This is a genomic window from Serratia sp. X3, assembly GCF_014982455.1.
GTDB classification, from domain to species: domain Bacteria; phylum Pseudomonadota; class Gammaproteobacteria; order Enterobacterales; family Enterobacteriaceae; genus Serratia; species Serratia ureilytica.
The window spans coordinates 1,548,541-1,573,724 of the sequence record NZ_JADCNB010000001.1 but is presented as its reverse complement, the minus strand read 5'-3'; the positions used below and the strand labels follow the sequence as shown (position 1 = coordinate 1,573,724).

Sequence of the window (25,184 nt, the reverse complement as noted above, 5' to 3'; positions counted from 1 at the left end):
GGATGACATTAACGTTTACGTGGTCTTTTAATAAACAATTCGCCAACGAATTCAAGGCGTATCCTAAAGATCAACAAGACAAAATTCTTGATTTTTTAGAGGTTTATGAAGAGCACGGGATGTCAGATTTCTCATGTTATCCTGGGAAACTATGCTGTTCATGGCGTGGATTAGATGATTCAGACCCTAACTATCACTATGCTAAGGCCAATAATCTTTGGCACTACCATGTTGGTTTGCCCGTATATGTGTCAGTACACCCAGGATTTAAGACTTCAGACTGGGTGTTACACTTGCAGTGGGAGAAAGGGAGTACTCACATAGATATTGCAGACATGTATACTCACCATACAGCAGATGGGCAATTCTACTTGCCATCACCGGCATATCTCCGGCAAGCTGGTTAGTTCATAAAATCACGCTTACAAAGCCCCGGCCTTAACGCTGGGGCTTTTTGCATTTCAGCCCCAGCCAACGGACGACACACACGGCACCCTTTTACCGGCAGCGTTTACGGCTGGTGGCTGATCCCTGTCCATAACCCGAAACCGGGAAAGAGCCCCGGAAGGGGGAGGTTATGAAAATGCCCTGGAAGAACGAACCCAACATCCTATCAATGCTGATTGCGTTCGGTATGACTTTGCTGGGAGCCATTGCCAGTTACTCATTCAAGGTGCTGAACGGCGAGGCCTTCAGTTGGCGCACGCTGTTTCTGCAGCTTTTCGTTTCTATCTTCGCCGGATTAACCATGGTGATGATCGCCCTGCATTACGAGTGGCCTTCAGAAGTTATGGGGGGCGTGTGCGGCATGGCTGGTTGGTCTGGTGCGTCGCTGATTAAGGCGCTGGAACGTCGATTCCTGAATAAGGCGAGCGAGCAATGAATATCAGTAAAAACGGCATTGAGCTGATCAAGCGCTTCGAAGGCCTGCGATTGAAAGCCTATCAGGATTCGGTGGGCGTCTGGACGGTTGGTTACGGATGGACGCAGCCAGTTGACGGTAAGAAAGTTGGCCCCGGAATGCAGATTGATCAGGCGACTGCCGATCGGCTGCTGAAATGCGGTGTTGTGCTGTATGAGCAGGGCGTTAATCAACTGGTGAAGGTTCGCATCACTCAGGGGCAGTTCGACGCGCTGGTGAGCTTTGCGTATAACCTCGGCCTGCGGTCGCTGAGCACATCGACGCTCTTGAAAAAACTGAATACAGGCGATAAAGCCGGTGCCGCTGACGAGTTCGGTAAATGGGTAAATGCTGGCGGTAAACGTCTGGATGGTCTGGTTGCACGCCGTGCAGCAGAGCGCGAGATGTTTTTATCATGAAATGGCCGCTACCGCATTGGCAGGCAGCTATCGTGGCCGTGGTGCTCTCTCTGCTGGCGTATTTCGCGTACAGCAATCAGGCACTGCGCCAAGAGCGCGACAAATTGCAAACGGCCAACAGTCAGCTATCTAGTCAGCTCGACTGGCAGAACAGCACGCAGCGCGCGGTGTCCGCCATCGACGAACGCCGCACCCAGGAGCTAAACGATGCCAAGAATAAAATCGATGCTCTGCGGCGTGCTGTTGACACTGGCGCTCGCAAGCTGCAGCTCGCTGCCACATGCCCAAACACCGCCTCCACCGGCGTGGCTGATGCAACCGGCCCCCGACTTACTGACGCCGCTGAACGGGATTATTTCCGCCTCAGAGAGCGAATCGAAACCGCCCGCAGCCAAATAGCTGGCCTGCAGGACTACATAAGACAGGTTTGCTTGAAATAGCATTACAGGTGGCATTCACTGAGTGCCATCGATAATGTTATATTTGCCCTTCAAATATGGAGGGTTTTTAATGGAACACCTGATACACACATTATTGACGAACAGCAAAGGCGGCCTGCTTGTTAAGTATGAAATATATAGCACAAGCCGAACCCTAAATTATTACAACAAAGTGCCGGAGGGTACTTGCAGGGTTATTGCCTACAGATTGGATATCAGTGACTCATCATTTAAGGTGATAGATTCCGATCTTGATATTCAAAGTTTGTTTGAAGCTAACAGGCCTAAAGAGAATACTTGGTACTCAGACGGACAGGACAGGGTAAACCTTGAAATGGTTATTAACCACCTGAAAGATATGAATTAATTATGTTTTTAGCTCACGGTAGCCACCCGCAATTGCTGGTGGCTTTTTTATTTGGAGAAAATCATGGCTAAAACAGCACAGGATGAGAGCCATGAGAGGCGGCCCTACCCACCGCTAAGGTTTATCGAAGACCATCAGCTAACGCCATACATCGGCCTGGTTCCTGCGAACGAGGTACAGGAGTGGATAAAGCGTCAAATTATCGACGAAGCCGGCAGCCTGTTTAACCCAGACCACGGACACCTTGCAGACGCCGATCTGCGCTTTATGTGGGCATCGTCCGCGTTTGAGAAGAAAGGGCGCCATGTGCTCGGCCAGGCTGAAGAGGTAGCGATGCGCGCCGGCGGCTGGCAGAAGGCCAGAATGGAACAGCAGATGTGTGAGTGGTTCGGTGAAGTGCCGAAATTCATCATCACGCTGGCTGCCGACTACTGCTCACAGTGCTCTGATGCTGAGTTCTGCGCCCTGGTCGAGCATGAGCTGTACCACATCGCACAGGCGACAGACGATTTCGGCGCACCAAAATTCAACAAGGAAGGCCAGCCGGTGCTGAAGCTGCGCGGCCACGACGTTGAAGAGTTTGTTGGCGTAGTTCGTCGGTATGGCGCCAGCGTGGAAGTTCAGGAATTGGTTGATGCGGCCAACAGGCCTGCGGAGGTGGCACAACTAAACATTGCCAGGGCGTGCGGTAACTGCATGTTGAGGCTGGCGTAAATATTGGACTGTATTGGACGGATGGTGATTTATGGCTGCATTAAAACCAGATGTAAAAGCCTTCATCATTCAGTCGCTTGCGTGCTTTGACACCCCTACGTTGGTGGTGGAGTCTGTCCAAAAAGAGTTTGGGCTAAAAATCACGCGTCAGCAGGTTGAATCTCACGACCCGACAAAGGTTAGCGGCAAGTCGCTGGCTAAGAAGTGGGTAGACCTGTTCCACACGACGCGGGAGCGATTCAAGACAGAAATTTCAGACATTCCGATCGCCAACAAGGCCTACCGGCTGCGCGTTCTTGATCGCATGGCGACGCGAACCGAAACCATGAAGAACTATGCATTGGCCGCTCAGATCGTCGAGCAAGCCGCGAAAGAGTGCGGTGATGCATATAGCAACAAACAGAAGGTTGAGCACACCAGCCCTGATGGGAGCATGACTCCTCGGCCAACAACAATCAGACTGGTGGGAGTGGAGCCAACTAATGGAAAGTCAGGTTGATCTGCAAATTCCCGCCAAGCTTGTACCGGTTTTCGCTACTGAAGGGATTCGCTATCGCGGTGCTCACGGCGGACGTGGTTCAGCAAAGACACGCACCTTTGCGCTTATGAGCGCGGTAAAGGCATACCAGGCAGCAGAAAGTGGATTAAGCGGGGTGATCCTCTGCGCCCGTGAATTTATGAACTCCCTGGAAGAATCCTCCATGGAGGAAGTAAAGCAGGCCATCAGGTCTGTACCGTGGCTGGATGATTACTTCGATATTGGCGAGAAATACATTCGTACCAAAAACCGCAAAGTAAGCTACGTGTTTTGCGGCCTGCGTCATAACCTCGACAGCATAAAGTCGAAGGCGCGAATTCTAGTAGCCTGGGTGGATGAGGCAGAGTCAGTTTCATCCACGGCCTGGAAAAAGCTTCGTCCGACCGTTCGTGAAGAGGGGTCAGAAATTTGGGTCACCTGGAACCCGGAGAAAGACGGCAGCGCTACCGATAAGCTGTTCAGAAAGAACCCTCCTAAAAGTTCAATGATTGTCGAGATGAACTACAGCGACAATCCGTGGTTCCCAGAAGTGCTCGAAGATGAGCGAATTGAAGACCTTGAAAACCTTGATTACGCCGATTACGCGTGGATCTGGGAAGGCGCATATCTTGAGAACTCTGATAAGCAGGTGCTGGCGAATAAATACATCGTTCAGAGCTTTGCTGATGACCTGTGGCAGAAAGCTGAACGATTGCTGTTTGGCGCCGACTTCGGCTTCGCGAAAGACCCTAGCACGCTCATTCGAATGTTCATCCTCGAAAGCAACCTCTATATCGAATACGAAGCCTATGGCAATGGCATAGAGCTCGATGACATGTGGAAGTTCTATGCTGGCAGAGAAGGGGCATCGCAGCGGCAAATGGAAGAATGGAAGGTAACAGACGAGGCGAAATATCCCGGCATCCCCGAGGCGCGCAAATGGCCTATCAAGGCAGACAACTCTCGTCCTGAAACTATCAGCCACATCAAAGCTCAAGGATTCAATATTGCCGCTGCTCAGAAGTGGGCAGGTAGTGTTGAGGATGGCATAACCTGCCTTCGTGGATTTAAGAAGATCATTATTCATCCTCGCTGTAAAGAAACAGCAAAAGAGGCGCGGCTCTACTCGTACAAAACCGACCGTATTACTGGCGAAGTCCTGCCTATCATTGAGGACAAGAATAACCATTGCTGGGATGGTGTTCGCTACGGCCTTGATGGCTATATCAAGCACAAGCCTCAAGCAATGGGAATGCTGATCCCTAAGCGACTTAGGTAAACCACTCCAAACGGAAACCACATGAACAAAAATCTCCAACTGGCCGTCAACCACGCGTTGAACGACGCCAGGATTGAGCGTGCTCGTATGGCGATGCTTGGGCCATCTATGGGCCTGGATAATAAACGCGGCTCCGCATGGTGCGAATACGGGTTTCCTGAGCAGATCACTTACGACAACCTTTATTCACTGTATCGCCGCGGTGGTATTGCGCATGGCGCCGTGGAAAAGCTGGTGGGTAAATGCTGGCAGACCAACCCGGAGATCATCGAGGGTGATAAGGCCGACGAGAAGCGCGCGGAAACTGCCTGGGAGAAAAAACTCAAACAGGTATTCACGAACCGGTTATGGCGCGCTTTTGCAGAGGCTGACCGCCGACGGCTTGTCGGGCGTTACTCTGGCATTTTGCTGCACATCCGCGACAACAAACCATGGAATACCGAAGTAACCAGAGGCCGAGGGCTCGAAAAAGTCACGGTAGCCTGGGCTGGTTCACTAAACGTGAGCGAGTGGGATACCGGGCTTAACTCGCAAACATACGGCCAGCCGAAGATGTGGCAATACACGGAGCGGCTTTCAAATGGCGCCACGCGCCGTGTCGAAATCCATCCAGACCGGATCTTCATCCTTGGCGACTACACCGACGACGCTATCGGGTTTCTTGAGCCAGCATACAACGCATTCGTCAGCCTGGAGAAGGTGGAGGGCGGTTCCGGTGAGTCATTCCTGAAGAACGCAGCGCGGCAGTTGGCGCTTAGCTTCGACAAAGAGATCGACTTCGGCAGTTTGGCGTCTATGTATGGCGTCAGCGTTGACGAATTGCAGGACAAGTTCAACGAAGCCGCGCGCGAGATGAACCGCGGCAATGATGTGCTGATGAGTTTGCAGGGCGCCGCTGTTACCTCCCTTGTTTCCCCTGTGTCTGACCCAAGCCCAACCTATGCCGTGAACCTGCAGACGGCTTCTGCCGGCGTTGATATTCCTTCGCGGATACTGGTAGGCAACCAACAGGCTGAGCGCTCAAGCACCGAAGACCAGAAGCACATGAACAGTCGCTGCCAGAGTCGCCGTGGTGATCTGTCGTTCGAAATTGAGGACTTCTGCGACAAGCTGATCGACCTGAGAATTATCGATTTTGTCGGACAGAAAACGGTTATCTGGGACGATCTCAATCAACAGACTCGCGCTGAGCGCCTGGCAGACTCCAAAGCCATGGCAGAGGTGAACAAGGCCATGGTCGAAAGCGGAGACACGGCGCCATTCAGCGGTGAGGAAATTCGAACTGCAGCAGGATTCGAAACTGAAGGCGGCGACCCGCTTGGAGAGACTGAGGATGACGACGAAACCTAAGCCTCCAATCCTGCCGAGCAACATCAAAGATCCCACTGGAGTTGATAAGTTAGAGCGTGGCGCCATGCGTGAGTTTGCAAGGCGCATGAAGCTGATAACGAAAGGTTATATCGACATCCTCAACCGCATCCCCTCCGAACCCGTCGTAAACGAGCGCTACACCTTCCGTCTTGATCAGGGACTTCTGTCGATGCTGCTACAGAACGGCGAAGCGCTGGTGGACGAAATTCTGCTGGAGGGTGGGGAGTTCAATCTGTGGTTCTTTGGCCGCTATGTGTCCGTGGCTTACCAGCGAGGAACGGCGCAGGAGTATTACAACCTCTCTCAGCAATCCTCCGCTTACGCTGCCGGCCAGCAGGATGTTCCCAACATCTTGTTGAGTGAGCCCTATCAGCTGCGGCTGATTCTGGTTAGAGCGCGTGAATTCGAAGAGATGAAAGGGCTCAGCGCTCAGGTTAAGAGCGATATGGCGCGAATTCTGACTGATGGTATTGCCAGGGGGCTCAATCCGCGAGACGTAGCCAAAAACCTCAACGAGCAAACCGGCATTGAAACCCGGCGTGCGAATCGCATTGCCAGGACGGAAATCACTACCGCACTTCGGCGCGCTAGGTGGGATGAAACACAGGATGCAGAAGACCGTTACGGAATTAAAACCAAGCTTCTGCACCTTTCCGCATTAAGTCCTACAACACGGCGACATCACGCACTAAGGCATGCGCATCTCTACACCATAGAAGAGGTTCGAGAGTGGTACAGCGTCAACGGCAACGCAATCAATTGCAAATGTACGCAGGTGTCCGTTCTGGTGGATGCCGCTGGTAACCCGCTATACCCGAACGTTATTGACATGGCTAAGAAGAGACTCGAGAAGGCGCAAAAGGACGGGATGTTTACTAACCATAAGCATTGCGGCTGCGGTCATCACAAGGCCGCATAACATTGAGAAAAACTATGAAAGTTCAAGTTAACGTCACTACGAAGGTTAACAGCCAGGCAATTCGCCGGGAGTCATACAACGGCCGCGAGCATCTTGTTTTACCGAGCTACACATTGCCGGCAAACGTGGTCATGAATGAAGGGCTGTATACGGCCAGCGAAATCGATGCTCACTATCAAGGACTTGAAGGCACGCTGGCGCCGCTGGGGCATCCTCAGCTAAATGGCGCATTCATCTCTGCCTTTTCGCCGGAGGGCATCAACCAGGGCCATATCGGCGCCTGGAATCGCAACGCGAAGAAATCGGGCAACCGAATCTACCTGGAGAAGTGGGTGGATACCACGATCGCTAACCAGAGTGAAGGTGGCAAAGAGCTTATAGCTCGTGTCGAAGCATTCGAGCGTGGTGAAGATGTTCCACCTATTCACACAAGCGTTGCGGTATTTCTCGATCAGTTGGAGCCAAACGAGCAGCAAAAGGCCACAGGCGCGAAGTGGGTGGCGAAGATTCACAGCATAGATCATGACGCAATCCTACTCCATGAAGTGGGCGCAGCGACGCCTGAGCAGGGCGTTGGTCTGATGGTTAATGCTGACCTTGCCACGCCGTTAAAGGTCAACTCTGGCGCGCTGATTGGTGAATCCTACCGGGATCGTGAGCAGCGTCTCGACCGCGCAGCAAAAGATAAATTCGCTCCCGGCGAAAATGAATATGCCTGGGTGGCAGACTTCACCGACTCGCAGGTGGTGATCATCCGCAACGGCGGCGCAGCTCAGGTTTATGGCTATACGTCGGAGGGCGGAAAAATCACCTTTGATGAAACCGGCACACCGGTTGCGCGGCAGGAATCCTGGGTGACGGTCGTCGCCAACAAAGTTAAATCCCTTTTCAATCCGCAGGGACAACCTGCAACAAACCACCAAACGGAGGGCGACATGCCTTTAACCACTGAAGAGAAACAAGAGCTGCTCACCGAAATCGGCAAAGGCCTGGCCGCCAACTTCGCCGAGGCGCTCAAGCCGATCACCGAAAAAGTTGATGCGCTGCAGGCCAACCATAACCAACTAGCCGAAACCCTGACTGCAAACTCTCGCGCGGAAGAGAAAACTAAGCGTGAAGCGGTGGCGAAAGTTCACGGCGAAATCGTGGCAAACGCGCTGCAAGGCGAGGCGCTGGAAGCGATGTTTAAAACGCTGGGCGAATCAGCGCCGCTGGCAGGTAACTCAGGCCAGCATCAGCAAGAATCCGGCGCACCCGCCGCAGATGCATACTTCAAATAAGGGGGCTATCCAATGCCACGTTATCGTCGCGTAAACATCGACGGAAAGTCGCTGTATAAGACCGAAACCCACACCACTGCCGCGGCACTTCTGCCAGGCACTGCTGCAGTCATCAACGCCAGCGATGAATTCGCTCAGGCTACCGCGCTAAAGGGCCGGATCTACATCATCGACGTTGCCTACCATCAAGGGCTTAAAATCACCGATGCGGTTCCTGCTGGCGACTCTGCTGTAGGCAACTACGTGGAAGAAGGCCGTGAACTGGCGCTGCTCTGCGTACCTGGCGCGTACAAGAAAGACAGCCCGATCAAGCTTGGCGCTAACGGCCAATTCACCCTGGCAACTACTGACACTGATTCAGTGATCGGTTACAGCCAGGACGAAGCCACCATCGCCGCCGGCGCTACCGATTTCATCCGCGTGCGTATGCGCGTTGGCACTGTCGCCGCTGGCGCTTAAAAGAAGGATAAACGCACATGTATTTCTCCAAAGAGACATTGGCGGCTAACAGCCGTCTCGGCGGTCACTGGAATGAACTGTGGGCTAACCGAAACATCTGGAACGCCCAGCACAATGCAATGCTCGCCGCAAACCGTGCGCATATGACGCCTGAAATGCTGGCGTGTAATGCGGTAGGCGGTTTCGCTCGCGAATTCTGGGCTGAAATCGATAACCAGATCCTGCAGCTGCGCGACCAGGAAGACGGTATGGAAATCATCAATGATTTGATGGGTGTCCAGACTATTCTTTCTGTTGGTAAAACTGCAAAACTCTATAACGTTGTTGGTGATATTGCTGATGATGTCTCAGTAAGCATTGATGGCCAGGCGCCGTTCTCATTCGATCACACTGAATACGATAGCGACGGTGACCCGATCCCTGTCTTCACTGCGGGTTATGGGGTTAACTGGCGGCACGCTGCCGGCCTTAATTCCGTGGGTGTTGATCTGGTTCTGGATTCTCAGTCTGCTAAGTTGCGTAAAGTCAATAAGCGCCGGGTGGCCTATTATCTTGGCGGCGATGAAAAAATTCAGGTTCAGGGCTACCCAGCTCAAGGCCTGAAGAACCACCGCAACAGCAAAAAGCTCAACCTGGGGGCCGGTGCCGGCGGCGCTAATATCGATCTGACCACCGCGACGATGACTCAGTTGTTCGAGTTCTTCGGTAAGGGGGCTTTCGGTACGTTGGCACGCGTTAACAAAGTTTCGCAGTACGACGTGATGTGGGTGTCTCCGGAAATCTGGGCTAACCTGGCGCAGCCATACGTGGTCAACGGTGTAGTGAGCGGTAATGTATTGCAAGCGGTAATGCCATTCGCGCCGGTGAAAGAAATTCGCCAGACGTTCGCACTGAAAGGCAACGAGTTCATTGCGTACGTTCGCCGCAAAGATGTGGTCTCCCCACTGGTTGGTATGGCTCAGGGCGTTATTCCTTTGCCGCGCCCAATGCCGAACGTTAACTACAACTTCCAGATCATGTCTGCTGAAGGTCTGCAAATCACTGCAGACGATCAGGGGCTTTCCGGTGTTGTCTACGGCGCCAATATGGCGTAAGGGGGAAACATGGCTAAATACGAAGTTATTCGCCCCTGGAATGGCGTAGAAATCGGGGATGTGTTGGAACTGGAAAAGCTTCACCCAGCGCTGAAATCTAACGTTCGGTTGATGCGTGGCGCGGCCGGCGGTGAACTGACCCCGGCTACCCCGGATGCCGGCAACGAAACAAAGTCGCGCAAGGATGCTATCAAGGCGCGGCTCACTGATCTGGGGATTGAGTTCAAAGGCAACCTCGGCGAAGAAAAGCTCGCTGAACTGTTGCCGGAAGGCGAGCTCGAAAATCTGTTCCCTGTTGAATAACAGCCGCCGCCAAGGCGGTTTTTTTATGCCCCGTTCCGGCGGGGTATCTTCTTACAGGAATCAGCCATGGTGACTAAAGAAAAGGCCAAAGAATATCTGGAGTCACAGGGTATCACTTTGCCTGATTTCGTCCTGGATGCGCTGGTGGAGCAGGTGAACAGCATTCAGGAATGTCTGGATGCGAATTACCCAGCATCCACAGCGTTACTCATCCAACTCTATCTTCTCGGGCTTATGGGATTAGGCCAGGGCGATAAATACATCAGCTCTCAAACGGCGCCAAGCGGTGCATCTCGTTCGTTCCGCTATCAGTCATTCAGCGATCGCTGGAAAGGGGCGCTGAACCTGCTGCGGGGGTTGGATAAACAAGGATGCGCTACAGGCCTGATCCCGCCCGACCCAACAAACAAGGCTTTTGCCGGTGTCTGGATTGGCAAGGGCGGCTGCATGTGCGGTGGTGGTTGATGGCTTGGATACCTGTCGCCGAACGGTTACCAAAGCCTTTTGAGCGCGTCTGGGTGAAGACAGATTCCGATCGGCAGACTACTGCTTACGTCAAATCGGATGGTGAATGGTTCATCAATTGTCCGCGCATTCGTGAGACTGGTTCGAAGGTGTTGCAATGGAGGGAATGAAAGATGCCGATTGTAAAAAGTACCATTAGCGCATTAAACGTGACGGTGGTTTATCACGTTGCTGGTGAAACAAAGACGTTTAGTGATTCCGTTGTCGCGCAAATCATTATCGACCGTTACTTGCAACTTGAATGCGGCGACACCGTCGGTCTCTTCGTACCGGTAGGAAAAGGTCAGCAGGTCAACGCGCTGAATATCGAGTGGTTTGAGATTGAGCGCATTATGGCGCCAAAGGAGTGACAGGTGTCGAGTGCAGCAAGCTGGTCTTATACCGCCCAAGCCACCATCTGGCGCAATCTTGGCAATAGCGAAGCGGGCGATCCTCTTGGCTGGGCTCCGCCTGAAATTATCATGTGCGATTACCAGGGCGGACTCTCGGCGAAGCTGAACAATATCGGTTCGGAGATCACTGTTAAAAACACGGTGTGGACTGAATTCACCGACGCCAAGAAAGGAGACTATCTGCTTATCGGCGTGTCTACCATGATAGACCCGATCGCCGCGGGTGCCGATGAGGTGGTACAGGTGATCCGCCATGCCGACACGTTTGAGCGCCTGGCAGAGGATATAGCCATTCTGACTGGAGCGTAGCGATGGGCGTAAAGATAAAAGGTATCAAAGAGGCCCAGCGGCGCCTTGATGCGGTGGTTGAGGACATCAGGACGAGAAAGGCAGTCAGGGCTATCAAATCGGCCGTGATGATAATCGCTAATGAAGCAGCGCTGATGACCCCGGTTGACACCAGTAACCTGATAAATTCGCAGTACCAGGAGACAATGATCAACGGTACTCGGATTACTGGCCGTATCGGTTACTCATCGAATTATGCGGTCTATGTCCATAACGCCACTGGCATCATGAAGGGGTTACCGCGGCCAAACAACCGCGGCAATTACTGGGATCCTGCTGGTGAACCTAAATTCTTAACCAAGGCCGCAGATAAAACCCGCCGGCAGGTGGACGAGATAATCAGGAAGGAGATGATGCTATGACACCTCCAATGTATCTCCGCCTACGAAATATTTTCGAGAGTGTAGGCCTAACCGCGGGGCTCACCATCCAAACGCTGATGTGGAACGACACGGGTAAGTTATCCGACGCTTTCATCGTGTTCCGGCCAGGTGGAGGTTCAGATATTCAATACGACCGCGGCGGAGATTTCTTCGTAATGGTCGATGTTGTCGGGGCCAAAGGGAAGAATGCAGAAGCAGATGCCGCGGCGAACAAAATCGCCGATTACATCAGCAGCCAGCAGGGCGCTGATAGCTGTGTTGGCGCTATGCGTCTGCCTGGAGGCTCTCCAACGCCAATCCCATCAGCAGATGGGCGATTAATCTATCGGCTTTTAGTCTGTTGCACCTACGGCGAATAACGCACATATCTATCCATCAGGCTGCCTCTGGGCGGCCTTTTTTATTTGAAGAGGTAACACATGCAAGGTTGTGCAAATGATACCGGCAAGCTGATCGGTAAAGTCGCGGTAGTGCGTATGGCTTTCGGCTGTGCTGACACGCTGCCGGCTCTGGGTGACTGGAAGCGCCTCGGCGCTATGACCACCAAGGGCTTCGACTTCTCACCAAACTCCGTGACGTCTGAAGCAGACGATGCGAAAGGGCTGGTGGAGAACCTGGTAACCAATATGGACATCACCATTTCCGGTGAGGGCGAGTTCCGTCGTAAAGACAAAACCACTGAGATTGGCGCGCTCAACATCTCCAAATACATTTTCGATGAAGTTCAGGCCGCCCGGCAGCCGTCTATCTGGGTGCGATTCGATTTCGTCGGCGAAGACTCCGGCACCTACATCATGGGCTACTTCAATACTACGTCGTGGTCTGGTGATTTTGGTACGAGCGACATCGCCACTTTCTCTGGCGAGTGGAAAGTTGCTGATGCCGATACTGTTGTGTTTGAAGTCGCCGCGGATGTACCGGTTACCGGGGTGACAGTGGCGCCAGCAACAGCAAGCATTGCTGTAGGGGCTACTCAACAGCTTACCGCTACCGTGGCGCCAGCTGATGCCAGCGACAAAACCGGCACCTGGTCATCCTCGGCAACCGGTAAGGCCACCGTCAATCAGTCAGGTCTCGTTACTGGCGTTTCTGCCGGCGCGGCCACAATCACGTTTACCACCAACGATGGCGCCAAAACATCAACCAGCGCGATCACCGTTACCGCGTGACTATCACAAAGGGCGTACTGCGCCCTTGATGATAATTATTCGAGGCATCTCATGACACCAATCACTGAACTAGGCGAGATGGTCATCACCGATGCCGATCGCGATTACTTCCTTCGACCTTCGTTCGCAAATATGACCCGCATAGGCTCGCCAGCGGAGATTGTAGAGCGATTTGCTGAACTCCATACCAGTGAGTCGCCACGGTTACTTGTAGCCGCTGTAGAGGCATACGGTGAGGTTCCTGGGTGGTTGCTGGCATACATCAACGCGCCGTCATTCAGTAGCTCAGCAATATTCGCCGGGATGATCGTCATGCAGGCATGCTGTGATGATGACCTTAGCGCGCTGGTGGGAGAGTTGCGGCCAAGCAAACGAGGTAAGAGGGCTTTCGTGTTTCGCCGCGGCAAGATGCCGGCGAGCGATATCATCGTAATCGGCCAGTCGCTGATCACTCACGGCATCATCGGCAAGGCAAAGATGCGCAAGCTGCAGCGACACGAGTCGAACAGCTACGTGAACGAGTTCAACGCCTTCGAGTACATCAGTGCAGCGCGCAATCATTTCAATATGCCTCGCGCCGAAGCAGAGCGCCTTTCGATGACCGAGTTTCAGCTACTGCTGGCGGCTAAGTACCCAGAGCAGAAAGGCTTCACGCGCGAAGAGTACGATCAGGTCATGGACGAAGATGAGAAGCGCTGGCAGGCGATGATGGCTCTTGCATGATTTCGCCTATTTATACAGTCAGTTGACCGCGAGCTGCACAGTGTTTTTCTATTTGTTCGATGGTATAATTTAATGCTTAATGTCAGGGTTAGTGTTAGTTGAGAGTGTAAAATATGTTGATCACAGCAACGGGGAATGGAAGAAAGCTAGTTGAGTCTGGTACGTTTCATTTTGTTTGTGGAGAGGGTGAACAAGGATTGAAGTTAAATTACGGTGGTTTGGATATAATTATCGTAACTAATGTTTTAACTGATGAAAAAGCACCGAAAACAATTTTAAGTGTTGAGGTAAATAGTAATAATATTACATTTACTCATAATTTTATCAAAAGTCCTCTCGGCACGCCAGCAGGTTTAATTATCCCTCATGAGATCGGTACTAAAAAAGATGGGGGTAGGATTTACATTACTTGGCTTACGTTTGTACAAAAGACGAGCACTGACCAAACGGTGCTAATAACGACGTATTCCTTGTACGAGGATGCATAATGTCAGACCAGATTACACCCTCTGTCGAGCCAATAAACAGCCAAGAGAATACCGCTAACCGGCCATCTATCAAAAGTGGTGGTGTATCCGGTGTAAGTACAACAGGGACCATTGCAGCTCAAATAGGAACTGGGGAGCATGCAAGAGATTCTTTCATATGGATGACCTTGAAGTATTGCTTTTATCTTGGCGCCACCTTCAGTATTTGCATCATGTTGTCATATTTTCATTTTGTATTTGATAAAAACGAGCCGGATAAAATTGACATTATTTCTGCGTTAAAAGATGTCTGGTCAATCTTTACACCTATACTTACGCTGGCCTTGGGGTATGCGTTTGGTAAGCGTGAGCAGAGATAAAGTTAATTCTTTAACAATAATTGCATCACTTTGGATTTATCATAGTGGTAACTCACTCAATAGGTGGGTTTTTGCTTTCTAAGTCTTGCTTTACCTCACAAGTGAGATTCGTTATCATTTGATGAGTTGTTTGTTCCTATAAGGATATAGATATGCGTAAGTCACTGCTGGTTGCCCTAGGTGTGATAGTTCTATCGGGATGCGCAGGCCAGAACGATGATTATCAATTGAATAGCAAACAATCATCTGCTCAAAAAGACAGCAAAGAGTGGAAAGAGTTTGTCGCTCCTCTGTCTACCAAAACTCAATCGCCACAAGACAGGCTGATGAAGCGTGCCGAGAGAAACTACTAACTGATAAAAGCCCACCTGAGTGGGCTTTTTGCTTTCTGGCCCCTCGTTTTCGTTGCCAGCCGCGCGCCATCTGCTACGATTCCCATATCTTTGATTGATGGGGATAGGGATGTGACTGAGGAAGAATGGCTGGATGGCCTGCGGCATCTTTCGTATGAACAGATAATTCAGGTTCACTTCGGATTGCAGGAGCAGATCAAGAAGCACTACAAGCTGAGAGCAGATGCATTTCACCTTGAGAAAGCGATAGAACTGTGTAAGCAACAGATTGCGTTTGCTCAGCTTGCTTTGCCAGCATTAAAAGCGGCTCACGACGCTAGAGTCAGCAGTTATGAGACCTGGATAAAAAAGCCTCATCCTTTTCCTGAGTTCAAAGCGCCAGGCCATCATGGATATTATCAATATTCAGTAATCCTGCGCCGACAAAAAGACTTTGATAAACTTGCGCAGATAGAAGCGAAGAGAAAGTTGGAAGGTTGGGCTGGTTGATATGGGGTATCTATGAAAAAGAATTTATTTTTACTTGCATTGTTTATTTCTCCATTTGCCATGTCGGCAGAGTATAAAATTTCAATTCCTACCGATTCCAAGGCTGTGTATACAGTGTTAGGTAAGGGGGAGCGTGATGGTCTGAAAACCATTATTACTAAGCGAGAGGGTAGTTCCGGGGTGTCATACTCTGAGCGTGCTTACGACTGTGTTAATCGCACAGTAAAGTATCTGGGTGATGGCGAGACCCTAGAGCAAATGAAGTTATCCCGCGCTGACCCGAATATGAGCGATATAGTTCCCCAATCAATCGCTGATTATGTAGGTAATGAAGCCTGCAAGTAAAATATTAACCATTAGAAAATAAACCCCGTTCAACCGGGGTTTTTTTATGCCCGGAGATCAGTAAATGGCGGAGCAGGACGGTGGGAGCTTGGTTTACCAAGTTGATATTGAAACTGCAAAGATGGTCACAGGTAGCCGTCAAGCAGCTGTCGTGTTAGGGGAGATGGAAAAACAAGCCAATCGTTCATCTAAAGCCGTTGATGGACTGACATCCTCTGCCGACAGTGCTGGTAGGTCTATGTCTGGGTTTAAATCAGTGTTGAGCGGGGTTGCAAGCGCAATATCAGTTGCTTTGATTATCGATTACGGCAAGGCTTTTTTGACAGTCGCCGATAACATTACGCAACTTCAGTCACGGATCCTCAGGCTATCAACTGATGCCGCAGCAGCAATGTCTACGTTTGAAACGTTGACGGCCATAGCATCGACTACTGGCGCTAGCCTTAGGGATACGGCCAAGCTGTGGGAGGCGATGACCTCCGCGCTAAAAGGGACTGGAGCAACCAACACCCAAATACTTGCATTAACCGATACGCTTCAGAAAATAGGGCGAGTTGGCGGCTCTTCTACAGAAGAGATGGCAAATGCATTAAGACAATTCGGCCAGTCTATTTCCTCCGGCACAGTAAGAGCCGAAGAATTTAACTCCATCCTTGAACAAATGCCTGAGCTTGCTAGGCAGATTGGCGCAGGGATGGGACTATCAATGGGGCAGTTGCGACAAGCAATGCTCGAGGGTAAGTTGAGCGCTCAGGATGCACTTAATGCAATCATGAAGCAGTCATCGGCTGTTAACGATGAATTCTCGAAGCTCCCAAGGACGATGGATCAGGCGAGCAACTCCCTTACGATTTCCCTTCAAAATCTAATTGGGAAAATGAACGAAGCTATGGGCGCTAGCGCAACCATGGTGAAGGTTATTGACTCTATTAGCGCAGCAATAGATAGGCTAAGTGGAAAAACTGAGACGGCATCACAGAAGATTGCAGATCTCACGTCAACTGGCGAAATGTATGCACGAAGAGCAAGAACGTGGTCATGGCTTGGACTTGATGGCTGGTCAGAACAAAATCAGGCTTTAGCAGCTCTCAGCAACAAAGCAGCCACGCTGATCGGCGATATGAATTCGGTGGCAAAAGCTTCAGAAAACGCAGCCAATGAAACGATTAATTTCAATAACTCAGGCACTGCAAACCCTAAACAAGATGCATTGGTGAAGCGTTCTCAGCGTCGCATAGAACTATCGAAACTAGAAGGGGAAGCAAGAGCCAGGCTACAGGCAGTGTATGACGCTGAAGATGCTGGTATATCTAAGAATGATCCGCGAGTGAAGAAACTCCAAGATCAGTATGCCGAGATAGAGCGGAATACCAAAGCCCAGAAAGAAAGCAATGCGGAGGGTAAAAAATCAGCCAACCAGGCGGAAAGCGTTGCTCAGAAGCTGGCAAACCTGAAACAGCAGTCCGAACTTGCGGCGGGCTCAACAAGTGAGCTTAGCCGAGAGCAGGCGATCCTGACCGCGCAGCAATCACTCGGTAAAGGCGCGACGCAAGCACAGGTTACTCTGGCCGGTGAGTATGCAGCCAAAGCATGGGATGCTGTCGCTGCAGCCAAAGGCGTCACTGAGGCGATCAAGGCTATGCCTGAGAAGGCAGAGAATAAATCCTACGCCGAATCCATGCAGAACCTGAAAGCTGCGCTGGATGCCGGGAAGATTGACCTTCAGGAGTACAACACCGCCACCGAGAAAATGGCGCTGGAGCATCAGAACAACTTAGCGAAGATTAACGCTCAGGCTGTAGTTAACCCTGTTGCATCTGCACGTGCTGAAGTTGATCCGGTTCAGCAGTTGGCGAATGAGAATGCTCAGAAGCTGGCCCTGATGCAGCAGTATCAACAGCAGGAGCAAGCGATACTGCAGCAGAGTTACCAGCAGGGAAAAATCAGCTATGACCAATTCATCTTGGCTAAACAGGCCACGGATGATCAGTACCTGGCTTTGCGCACTGCCCAGGAGAAGCAATACCAGGAGCAGCAGACGGCGGCGCAATGGCAGCTGTTGAGCCAGCAGAGCCTTGGCTACGACATGCTGACGAGTGCTGTTGATGCTTTCTCTGGCAATGCCTCAAACGCTATTACAGGGCTACTTACCGGCACCATGTCGGCACAAGAGGCGATGAGGTCGCTTGGCAACACTATCCTGAACAGCGTGATAAACAGCATCGTTCAGGTAGGCGTGGAGGCGTTGAAAAACTACATCCTCGGCCAGACTCTTGGCGCCGCCTCCGTGGCATCATCTGTGGGTATGGCTGCAACAACGGCTTCAGCCTGGGCGCCGGCGGCCGCAATGGCATCCCTGGCAACTCTTGGCGCTAACGCTGCTCCAGCGGCTGCAGGGATAACCTCAACCGTTGGATTGGCTGGTGGGCTGGCTTTGGCTGGAGCGCGTTATAACGGCGGCCCTGTGAGCGCTGGCGCAATGTACCAGGTAGGTGAGCGAGGCAAGCCAGAGATTTACCAGGCGAGCACTGGTAAGCAGTACATGATCCCCGGTGACAACGGCAAGGTGATTAGCAACAAGCAGATGACCGGCGGCGGCAGTGCGGCGCCAACCATCATTATCGAAAACTACTCATCCGGCGCTGGTGTAATGGATACCCAGGCCAGCAAAGGTGCTGATGGTAGCGATGTGGTGCGCATTGTGCTGGCTGATCTGCAGCAGGGCGGCCAAATCAGCCAGGGTATATCCCAGTATCACCAGGCACCTCGCAAAGCCACTGAATAGCAGCACTCAAACCAACATAACCCGCTTCGGCGGGTTTTTTATTACCGGGAGAAAACCGTGGCAATACCTTATCCCGACTGGCTATCACTTCCCCAGAAGGCTAACAAGAGCCGCACGATTGATGCAGGGTTCCGCACCGATCAGCCTGCAGTGGGCGCACCTATCTTCCAGCGCCTGACAGATGACCTCAAAACCACCTGGTCGCTGACGTGGATTTTCACGCTGCAAGAAGATCGGGCATTCGAGCAGTGGTATCGCAGCCCTCGTTACCTGGATAACGGCAATCAGTGGTTCACGATGCTTTGCAACTTGGGTGGCTCAGGCCTGCAACTGCAGGAACTGCATTTTGTGGCACCGCCGGTGCAAACGAGCATCAACGGCAACACGACGACGTGGACGGCGAGCGTAATCACTCGGAAGGTCTACAACCCAGATGACGAGTTCTCAGACGTCATTGTTGAGCTGCCGCCGTATCAGTGGGGGATCATTGATGAAGTGGTCAACCGCGACATGCCGGAGTATTGAATGCCTACATTACGAGAGTTTCAGTCACAGCGGCCTAACCGGATCATCTACGACACGATGACGTTTAGCCATCCGTCATTTGGCGTTCTCCGGCTGGTGGCAAACCAGATATACCCAAAGACGTTCGCCGGCCAGGTGTTTTCACCGTGTCGAATGGAGGTCGCAGAGAGCCAGCAGAGCAGTACGCCGGTGATCAACTCAACGGTGAAATTCGGGCGCCTGGCACAGGACTTTAAGCAGCAGCTGAAGCTGTGGCGCGCGCACTCACGCATAACGCCTATCTCTGCCTCGTATCAGCGTTTCGATGCGGCGGACATGAACACGCCGCTGAAGTCTTGGACGCTGTATGTGAAAGATGCCTCTCTCGATGAGGCTGACGTAACGTGCTCGCTCACGCTGCAGAACCCGCTAAACAACAACATCGGCTTTCTCTACAACACCACTGAATTCCCAGGACTCGCCAATGCATAAACCTGACTTCATTCACGCCATGGAGGGTAAGCCGTGGCGCGATCGGGCGTGCTCGTTCGACGCAGCTGATTGCTGGGGACTGGTGGTGCTGTATTACCGGCATGTGCTCGGCATAGAGATACACCAAACGCCGGACTACGAAGCCGGTAGCGACTTCCTGACGTGTTTTTCCGGTGATGTTGTGTTCTGGCATCAGGCCGAGAAAGCGGCCGACGGTAGCATTTTTATCGCGTATTACGGCGGTCAGCCAGCCCACGTTGGTTTGGTCATTGATGGGCAAGCATTCCATAGCCGTGGCGAAGCGGGGCATGTGCGCTTTGACAAACTACGGACGCTGGAGCGAGTTTTCACCAAATTGGAGTTTTACGACTATGCCGTTGATCGAAGTTCAGCGCGTGCCGGGGTTGCCTAAAGAACGTCACAACCTTCCCGCCGGCAGCATGTTCTATCCCTGGCTGAAATCGGCCAACCTTCACTGTGATGTTGAAATTCTGCGTAATGGCGTAAAGCTGCAGCCTGATGATGAGCTGAATTTCCTACTCAACGATGGCGACGTGATCAGCGTCTTCGACCAGCCGAAAAGCGGCACCATTGGCAAAGTGCTAAGCCCGATTTTCGCACCGATAAAGTTTGTTCAAAAAATCCTGACGTCATTGCTCGGCCAGCCAAGTGCGGGCGTGGCGACAAGCAGCAACGCAAAGACCTCCCCGAACAACAGCCTGAAAGGGCAGACCAACATTGCGCGAAATGGCGAGGCAAAGCCTGACAACTACGGCCAGGTGCGCGCGTACCCAGACCTGATTCAGGAGTCGCTGTTTGAGTACGACAAGAACATCAAGAAGGTGACCGAGTGGATGAACTTCGGGCTGGGCCGGTATGACGTCACGTCAGTCAGGTACTCAGAATCGAACCTTGGCGCGCTGGCTGGCGCCTCATACCGTATCTACCAGCCAGGCGAGAACATCCCGCTGATCAATGAGGGGTTCGCTTTCGACGACATCGACGGCCAGGAGCTTCCTGGGCCGAACGAGAGCGGTGATTTCCCAGCAGAAACGGCGACGACTACCGACATGGTTTCTGGCGAGTTCATCGCCGGACAGGCAAAGGTGAAAATCAAGCAGAACAGCGACTTTGATTACTTCTATGACCTGTCTAAGCCTCATTCTGTGTCGTTTGTGGTCAATGTCACCTACAACACAGTATCAGGCCCAGTAACACGCGATATCACTGTATTTGCCGATCTCTTCAGTGCTACGACAACCGACGATGGCGCCCCAGTTAATCCGCAGTATTTCTACGAATTCACCTTCATAAACCTGGGGGGCAATGATATTGGGCAGATCCCCGATGATGCGGTGATCAACACGTCGATATTCACGCTAAACGACAATGAACCGTTGGTAATTGGCCCGTCATTTTCACCAGTAGAGGGGACTCAGCTTTGGATTCATCTGCAGGCGCAACTGGGGCATGGTGACTATGCACGAACAACGGTCACATGGTGGAAAATTGACGATGACAACAACCAGATCCCAGGGACTACAGAGTTTCTAAACATCGGACTTAACAATGATGACGAGAATGCAGATACCAAGTACGGGACAACCAAAATCACGCCGGCAGCCGGTTATGGTCGTTATGCGCTTCAGTTTGTCAGAACCAACAACAGTAACGATCACTCAATTCTGAAGGTCGAAGCTGTTCACATCGTCAGGACGCGCACCAACGTTGTTTACCCGAATGACACGCTCGTAACCGTCACTGTCACTGCGACAGAGCGCGCAACCAGTGCGAGGGAGCGAAAATATAACGCTCTAATCACCCGTCATGTTATCAGCTACAACCTGGCTACACAGACGGTCGATTACACAGAAAGGCCTTCACGTTCGTTTGCTGACGCTGTATTGCACACCTGGCTAAAAATGGGCGGTCAGCCAGAGTCGAGCATCGACATCTACGAACTTTACTCTATCGCGGCATCGTTGACGGATCAGCGCCTGGGCTATTTCGATTACACCTTCGACGACGAAGATATCTCGCTGGGTTCTCGGATTCAGACGATCTGTGATGCGGCGACGGTAACCGCGTTTTGGGATGGCGGAGTGTTGTCTTTCACTCGCGATGAACGGAAGCCAAGCGCAACGACGGTATTCAACCGCGCCAACATGAAAGCGGAGGATTACAGCCTTTCCTACGACATGACGCTACCCGGTGGTTTTGATGGGGTAGAGGTCAAATATCGAAACCCGGTCACGAATAAACAGGCATTCATCCGCTACCGGATCGTCGGCAACTCGATAGAAGAGGGCGAACCGGTAAAGGCGAAGAAGTTTGACATGCTGTTTATCCGCAATTCTTTTCAGGCACGGGATCGGGCATTGAAAGAAGTTCGCCGGCTGCTGTATTCACGCCAAACGATGGCTATCCGCGCGCTTGCTGATGGTGAATGGGTGAACGTCGGCCAGATGGTGCAGGTAGCCGATATCTACGACGCGAACCAGCAGGATGGCTATATCGTTGCGCGAAACGGCAACAACTTCGACACAAGCGAACGCATCGAATGGGCTGGGGATATGTTTGTGGTCGTTACTGATGCAATCGGTGCGCCTACAGTGCGCGTCCAGGCATTTCCTCGCACAGATAGCATATTTGGCTTCACTGCAGCAGTACCAGAAATAACCCTCAACCTCTATGACGGCTACAACACACAGTCGCCGTCTCGTTACGTCATCGCCTCGCAAGTAGAGATGGACGCAACGAAATGGACGATCACGGAAAAGAAACCGAATGGCGACGGGACAACCTCGTTAACCATGTCTGAATACAACGATGAAATGTATAATTACGAGGTTACAGCGTAAATGACTACACCAACGAATAAGCCAATCCCAAGCGAGGACGTAAGGGATTTAAAATTCAACTCTGGAAAGGTTGATGAAATTGTCAACTCAAACAATAAAACGTATACCGATAGGTTTGGTGTAAAGCGTTATACCTGGGCAGGCGCATTAGCTAATATCGCTCCTCTTGGTCATCCGTGGACGATTTCAGAAGCTAATGCAGCAATCTCATCTGGCGAAATACCCAATGGGGCATATTACTTCGTTTGGTCAGATGATAACCACAGTATCGCTGATGTTTGGCAAAACGTGAATGGAGTAGGAAAAAAAACAGAGAAAAGTTATCCATCCAGTGAGTTTCTTTACGATATTAGTGAAGAAGTATCAAACGCATTAGTTGAATTTAAAAACAGGGTGAGCATGGTGCCGAATGATCTGGCTGGTATTGACAGTAATATTGCTGCTGGTGTGCTTTTTCCTGATGGTTCATTTGCTCCATTGATGCTTGATGATGGACATCATGTTTTTGCTGATAAAGATGGGAAGATGCAGCGTGTCGCTGCTGATTCAGATCTGGTAGTAAAACCGTATTTCGAATCAAAACCCTTCGTCCTTCCTGATGGTGCGGTATGTACTAAAGTTGTTGTTGATACAGAGAATTATATTGTTGAAGCATGGACTGAGGATGGTGGGTACTATTTTGCTACACCTGATGGATTAAAACGGGTAGGGGAACTTAAACCTGCAGCACAGCAGATAACGCAAGCGACGGCGGCCAGTGATACGTTTATGAATTACGGCGCAACGCGTATCTCCGTTTCTAATGATCCGCGCCCTGTGATGTACATCTTGCCAACATTTGGCCAATCTCTTGCGCAAGGTTGGAGCACTTACGCAGATGACGTGTTGGTTGCCACGACGCAGCTCTATCCTGACAACGCATGGATGTTCAAGTCTGACCGTGGCGCCGGGAAGGAGAATCCGAATCGTGGAGCAGCACAGATCGATGAAATTGTTTCGCTGACGGATACAGTGAACGGTGGGTGGAAAGAAACGGCATGCTCATCTTCTGCTGCGCATATTATCAGTGAAGTTGAAAAGCTTACTGGTAAGCGCATTCATATTCTGCGTTATGTTGCGGCCGAGGGCGGCAAGGCTTACCGAAACCTGACGAAAGGGACGCCCGCATGGTCGGCTTTAATTCAGGGGCTCATTGACGCAAAAAGAATTTGTGAACGCATGGGATTTAATCCCATAGTCTTGGGTATTGACGTAAAAGCAGGAGAGACAGATATTGATGGGACTGGTGGCATTTACGCAGACCTATACACCAGATTTCTGATGAATTTTGACAGGAATATTAATGCTGAGGTTAAGCGCATTTTCGGAGGAGAACACCCCGCCATATCTATTTTTGTAGAGCAATGCAGCTGGTGGCCTTACACAGAGTGGGATTTTAGAAATGTGCGGCTGGGGCAGCTAAACGCAGATGGGGTGGGTAATATTCGGTTCACTGGTCCAGGCTATCAGTACCCGCACCCAGGGGACGTTATTCACATTAACTCGAAGGGGCAAAATATGCGCGGCGTATCACTCGCGCGTGCAGTAGCTTTCGAGTGCTTTGGTACAGGGTTCATTCCTGTTAAACCGATGGATGTCTATTGGTCTGGGGTAAACACAATCGAAATTATCAACTCGTCATCTATCGAGATTGTCAGAGATGATTCTGGTGAAATCGTTAACCCTGCTGGCCTTGGTGCTGGAGCTGGTTTTGGCATTCGTGCGCGAGATGGATCGGCTATTAGCATCACAAATGCAGAAGCATTCGGTAAGGTAGGAATAAGATTGACTATCGATAATCCTACTAATACGCGAAGTGTATAAATTAGTTACGCTCAGCGGCGGACGGGGAGCAATAACCAATCTGGCCCGATTGACGGCGCTCGCGGATTATTCCGTACAAAAACAGGTGTTACAAACTTATATACTGGTGAGGTCAATTATCAATGGCTGCCAGCGTTCACTTGGGAGTTAAGTTAATGTCTTATTCTATGATTGTATTAAACACAGAGCATCAAAAGAAAAACCCAAACCTTCCTAAACTTGATATCTCTAAACAAGAAATTGACATCTTGCAGATGAATCCTTCGGCATGGATTGAGGCTAAAAGTGGTGTTACAAGTAGTGGCGGTGATGTCTCTATTGTTCAGGATAAAACAGGCAGAGCGAACTGGGCGCCAATATCTCCGATGAAACCACGTATTATTACTGCTGGGAAAGGTTTTGCTTTGCGATTTGGTCGTGCAGCATCTAATTCTGGCGCATTAATCGCAAACAATGCTTACGAGACATTCCCGATTGACGGCGTATATTCAACATTTATTCTGTACCGAATTCCATTGCCAAATACTGAAGGGTATACAGGTACAGGGGGAAATATCTGCGGGAACTACACAACGGTCCCTGATTGGTTGCGTGTGCGGTTCGGGAATGATTCATTCCAGACCGATATTGTGTGGATCAACCATGGTGACACCGCAGCCAGCGTTCCGAGCAACTATCCGATCAACACAACAATTCCAGGATTTCGTGATAACCAGTGGCATATTGCAGCCATTGAGGTTACGAACAAAGTACACCGCTGGGAGCATGACGGATCGCTACTGCAGCAGCAAAACTTCGAGGCAAAAGGGTTTGCTACCGCTGATTCAAGACGACTTGTTATTGGTGGTGCAGGTAACCCATTGAGCCACGGTTTCCAGGGGGATATTGCTGCTCAGATTGTTATCCCTGGGCCATTGGCAGTTAGCGCCAAGCAGACGCTCTATGATCGTTTCAACTCGTTAAAGGCTGAACTGCAATCGTAAGCGGTCGCCGGGAGGGAACCCGGCCATTCATCAAAACTATCTTTCTTTACCGATCAATA

Annotated in this window: 33 protein-coding genes; all 33 read left to right on the top strand. The window is 51.2% G+C overall.

Features of this window, described 5'->3' with window-relative positions; translation table 11 throughout:
* Positions 1 to 2: 2 nt before the first annotated feature.
* Positions 3 to 407: a hypothetical protein gene (locus IMX17_RS07375; RefSeq protein ID WP_193549547.1), complete on the top strand. Its 405-nt coding sequence runs from the start codon at positions 3 to 5 to the stop codon at positions 405 to 407.
* Positions 408 to 577: 170 nt separating this feature from the next.
* A complete protein-coding gene (locus IMX17_RS07370) occupies positions 578 to 883 on the top strand; it encodes a phage holin family protein (RefSeq protein ID WP_193549546.1) in 306 nt (101 codons plus the stop codon).
* Positions 880 to 1,320, top strand: coding sequence for a lysozyme (locus tag IMX17_RS07365; RefSeq protein ID WP_193549545.1), 441 nt, complete (start codon positions 880 to 882; stop codon positions 1,318 to 1,320). The genes IMX17_RS07370 and IMX17_RS07365 overlap by 4 nt, the downstream gene beginning before the upstream one ends.
* A gap of 32 nt (positions 1,321 to 1,352) precedes the next feature.
* Positions 1,353 to 1,760: a lysis protein gene (locus IMX17_RS25340; protein WP_332107334.1), complete on the top strand. Its 408-nt coding sequence runs from the start codon at positions 1,353 to 1,355 to the stop codon at positions 1,758 to 1,760.
* A gap of 70 nt (positions 1,761 to 1,830) precedes the next feature.
* Positions 1,831 to 2,127 (top strand): hypothetical protein, encoded by a 297-nt coding sequence (locus IMX17_RS07355; protein WP_193549543.1) that lies wholly within the window; start codon positions 1,831 to 1,833, stop codon positions 2,125 to 2,127.
* Positions 2,128 to 2,190: 63 nt separating this feature from the next.
* Positions 2,191 to 2,841, top strand: coding sequence for a putative metallopeptidase (locus IMX17_RS07350; protein ID WP_193549542.1), 651 nt, complete (start codon positions 2,191 to 2,193; stop codon positions 2,839 to 2,841).
* 31 nt (positions 2,842 to 2,872) lie between these two features.
* Positions 2,873 to 3,340, top strand: a complete 468-nt coding sequence (locus IMX17_RS07345; RefSeq protein WP_193549541.1) for a DUF2280 domain-containing protein — start codon at positions 2,873 to 2,875, stop codon at positions 3,338 to 3,340.
* Complete coding sequence (locus tag IMX17_RS07340; protein ID WP_193549540.1) at positions 3,324 to 4,637, top strand: PBSX family phage terminase large subunit; 1,314 nt, start codon at positions 3,324 to 3,326, stop codon at positions 4,635 to 4,637. The genes IMX17_RS07345 and IMX17_RS07340 overlap by 17 nt, the downstream gene beginning before the upstream one ends.
* Positions 4,638 to 4,658: 21 nt before the next feature.
* The gene (locus IMX17_RS07335) at positions 4,659 to 5,987 is read left to right on the top strand and encodes an anti-CBASS protein Acb1 family protein (protein WP_193549539.1); all 1,329 of its coding nucleotides are present in this window, start codon (positions 4,659 to 4,661) and stop codon (positions 5,985 to 5,987) included.
* Positions 5,971 to 6,927 (top strand): phage minor head protein, encoded by a 957-nt coding sequence (locus IMX17_RS07330; RefSeq protein WP_193549538.1) that lies wholly within the window; start codon positions 5,971 to 5,973, stop codon positions 6,925 to 6,927. Before IMX17_RS07335 ends, IMX17_RS07330 begins: the two co-directional genes overlap by 17 nt.
* A 14-nt stretch (positions 6,928 to 6,941) precedes the next feature.
* The gene (locus IMX17_RS07325) at positions 6,942 to 8,207 is read left to right on the top strand and encodes a hypothetical protein (RefSeq protein ID WP_193549537.1); all 1,266 of its coding nucleotides are present in this window, start codon (positions 6,942 to 6,944) and stop codon (positions 8,205 to 8,207) included.
* A 12-nt stretch (positions 8,208 to 8,219) separates the two neighbouring features.
* Positions 8,220 to 8,666, top strand: coding sequence for a hypothetical protein (locus IMX17_RS07320; protein ID WP_193549536.1), 447 nt, complete (start codon positions 8,220 to 8,222; stop codon positions 8,664 to 8,666).
* Positions 8,667 to 8,683: 17 nt separating this feature from the next.
* Positions 8,684 to 9,760, top strand: a complete 1,077-nt coding sequence (locus IMX17_RS07315; protein WP_193549535.1) for a major capsid protein — start codon at positions 8,684 to 8,686, stop codon at positions 9,758 to 9,760.
* Between the two features lie 9 nt (positions 9,761 to 9,769).
* Positions 9,770 to 10,063 (top strand): hypothetical protein, encoded by a 294-nt coding sequence (locus tag IMX17_RS07310; RefSeq protein WP_193549534.1) that lies wholly within the window; start codon positions 9,770 to 9,772, stop codon positions 10,061 to 10,063.
* Positions 10,064 to 10,129: 66 nt separating this feature from the next.
* Positions 10,130 to 10,528: a hypothetical protein gene (locus IMX17_RS07305; RefSeq protein WP_089191651.1), complete on the top strand. Its 399-nt coding sequence runs from the start codon at positions 10,130 to 10,132 to the stop codon at positions 10,526 to 10,528.
* Positions 10,529 to 10,701: 173 nt separating this feature from the next.
* Positions 10,702 to 10,938 (top strand): hypothetical protein, encoded by a 237-nt coding sequence (locus tag IMX17_RS07300; RefSeq protein ID WP_193549533.1) that lies wholly within the window; start codon positions 10,702 to 10,704, stop codon positions 10,936 to 10,938.
* Between the two features lie 3 nt (positions 10,939 to 10,941).
* Positions 10,942 to 11,289 (top strand): hypothetical protein, encoded by a 348-nt coding sequence (locus IMX17_RS07295; RefSeq protein WP_193549532.1) that lies wholly within the window; start codon positions 10,942 to 10,944, stop codon positions 11,287 to 11,289.
* Positions 11,290 to 11,291: 2 nt separating this feature from the next.
* Complete coding sequence (locus tag IMX17_RS07290; RefSeq protein ID WP_193549531.1) at positions 11,292 to 11,690, top strand: HK97-gp10 family putative phage morphogenesis protein; 399 nt, start codon at positions 11,292 to 11,294, stop codon at positions 11,688 to 11,690.
* Complete coding sequence (locus IMX17_RS07285; RefSeq protein WP_193549530.1) at positions 11,687 to 12,070, top strand: hypothetical protein; 384 nt, start codon at positions 11,687 to 11,689, stop codon at positions 12,068 to 12,070. The genes IMX17_RS07290 and IMX17_RS07285 overlap by 4 nt, the downstream gene beginning before the upstream one ends.
* A gap of 60 nt (positions 12,071 to 12,130) precedes the next feature.
* Positions 12,131 to 12,880, top strand: coding sequence for an Ig-like domain-containing protein (locus IMX17_RS07280; protein WP_193549529.1), 750 nt, complete (start codon positions 12,131 to 12,133; stop codon positions 12,878 to 12,880).
* Positions 12,881 to 12,931: 51 nt separating this feature from the next.
* Complete coding sequence (locus IMX17_RS07275; protein WP_193549528.1) at positions 12,932 to 13,603, top strand: DUF6246 family protein; 672 nt, start codon at positions 12,932 to 12,934, stop codon at positions 13,601 to 13,603.
* 113 nt (positions 13,604 to 13,716) lie between these two features.
* Positions 13,717 to 14,091 carry a hypothetical protein gene (locus IMX17_RS07270; RefSeq protein ID WP_193549527.1) on the top strand — a complete coding sequence of 125 codons (375 nt, stop codon included), beginning with the start codon at positions 13,717 to 13,719 and terminating at the stop codon, positions 14,089 to 14,091.
* Positions 14,091 to 14,450, top strand: coding sequence for a hypothetical protein (locus tag IMX17_RS07265; protein WP_193549526.1), 360 nt, complete (start codon positions 14,091 to 14,093; stop codon positions 14,448 to 14,450). The genes IMX17_RS07270 and IMX17_RS07265 overlap by 1 nt, the downstream gene beginning before the upstream one ends.
* A 152-nt stretch (positions 14,451 to 14,602) precedes the next feature.
* Positions 14,603 to 14,803, top strand: a complete 201-nt coding sequence (locus IMX17_RS07260; RefSeq protein WP_060660822.1) for a lipoprotein — start codon at positions 14,603 to 14,605, stop codon at positions 14,801 to 14,803.
* Between the two features lie 111 nt (positions 14,804 to 14,914).
* Positions 14,915 to 15,292 (top strand): hypothetical protein, encoded by a 378-nt coding sequence (locus tag IMX17_RS07255; protein ID WP_193549525.1) that lies wholly within the window; start codon positions 14,915 to 14,917, stop codon positions 15,290 to 15,292.
* Between the two features lie 12 nt (positions 15,293 to 15,304).
* Positions 15,305 to 15,637 (top strand): hypothetical protein, encoded by a 333-nt coding sequence (locus tag IMX17_RS07250; RefSeq protein WP_141173918.1) that lies wholly within the window; start codon positions 15,305 to 15,307, stop codon positions 15,635 to 15,637.
* Positions 15,638 to 15,701: 64 nt separating this feature from the next.
* Positions 15,702 to 18,422: a tape measure protein gene (locus IMX17_RS07245; RefSeq protein ID WP_193549524.1), complete on the top strand. Its 2,721-nt coding sequence runs from the start codon at positions 15,702 to 15,704 to the stop codon at positions 18,420 to 18,422.
* Between the two features lie 57 nt (positions 18,423 to 18,479).
* A complete protein-coding gene (locus IMX17_RS07240) occupies positions 18,480 to 18,947 on the top strand; it encodes a hypothetical protein (RefSeq protein ID WP_046688430.1) in 468 nt (155 codons plus the stop codon).
* Positions 18,948 to 19,418 (top strand): DUF1833 family protein, encoded by a 471-nt coding sequence (locus IMX17_RS07235; protein ID WP_193549523.1) that lies wholly within the window; start codon positions 18,948 to 18,950, stop codon positions 19,416 to 19,418. It begins immediately after the preceding gene.
* Positions 19,411 to 19,830: an NlpC/P60 family protein gene (locus tag IMX17_RS07230; RefSeq protein WP_227414471.1), complete on the top strand. Its 420-nt coding sequence runs from the start codon at positions 19,411 to 19,413 to the stop codon at positions 19,828 to 19,830. Before IMX17_RS07235 ends, IMX17_RS07230 begins: the two co-directional genes overlap by 8 nt.
* Positions 19,790 to 22,279: a host specificity factor TipJ family phage tail protein gene (locus IMX17_RS07225; protein WP_193549522.1), complete on the top strand. Its 2,490-nt coding sequence runs from the start codon at positions 19,790 to 19,792 to the stop codon at positions 22,277 to 22,279. The genes IMX17_RS07230 and IMX17_RS07225 overlap by 41 nt, the downstream gene beginning before the upstream one ends.
* Positions 22,280 to 24,142: a hypothetical protein gene (locus tag IMX17_RS07220; RefSeq protein ID WP_193549521.1), complete on the top strand. Its 1,863-nt coding sequence runs from the start codon at positions 22,280 to 22,282 to the stop codon at positions 24,140 to 24,142.
* A 155-nt stretch (positions 24,143 to 24,297) separates the two neighbouring features.
* Positions 24,298 to 25,125, top strand: a complete 828-nt coding sequence (locus tag IMX17_RS07215; protein WP_193549520.1) for a hypothetical protein — start codon at positions 24,298 to 24,300, stop codon at positions 25,123 to 25,125.
* Positions 25,126 to 25,184: the final 59 nt, after the last annotated feature.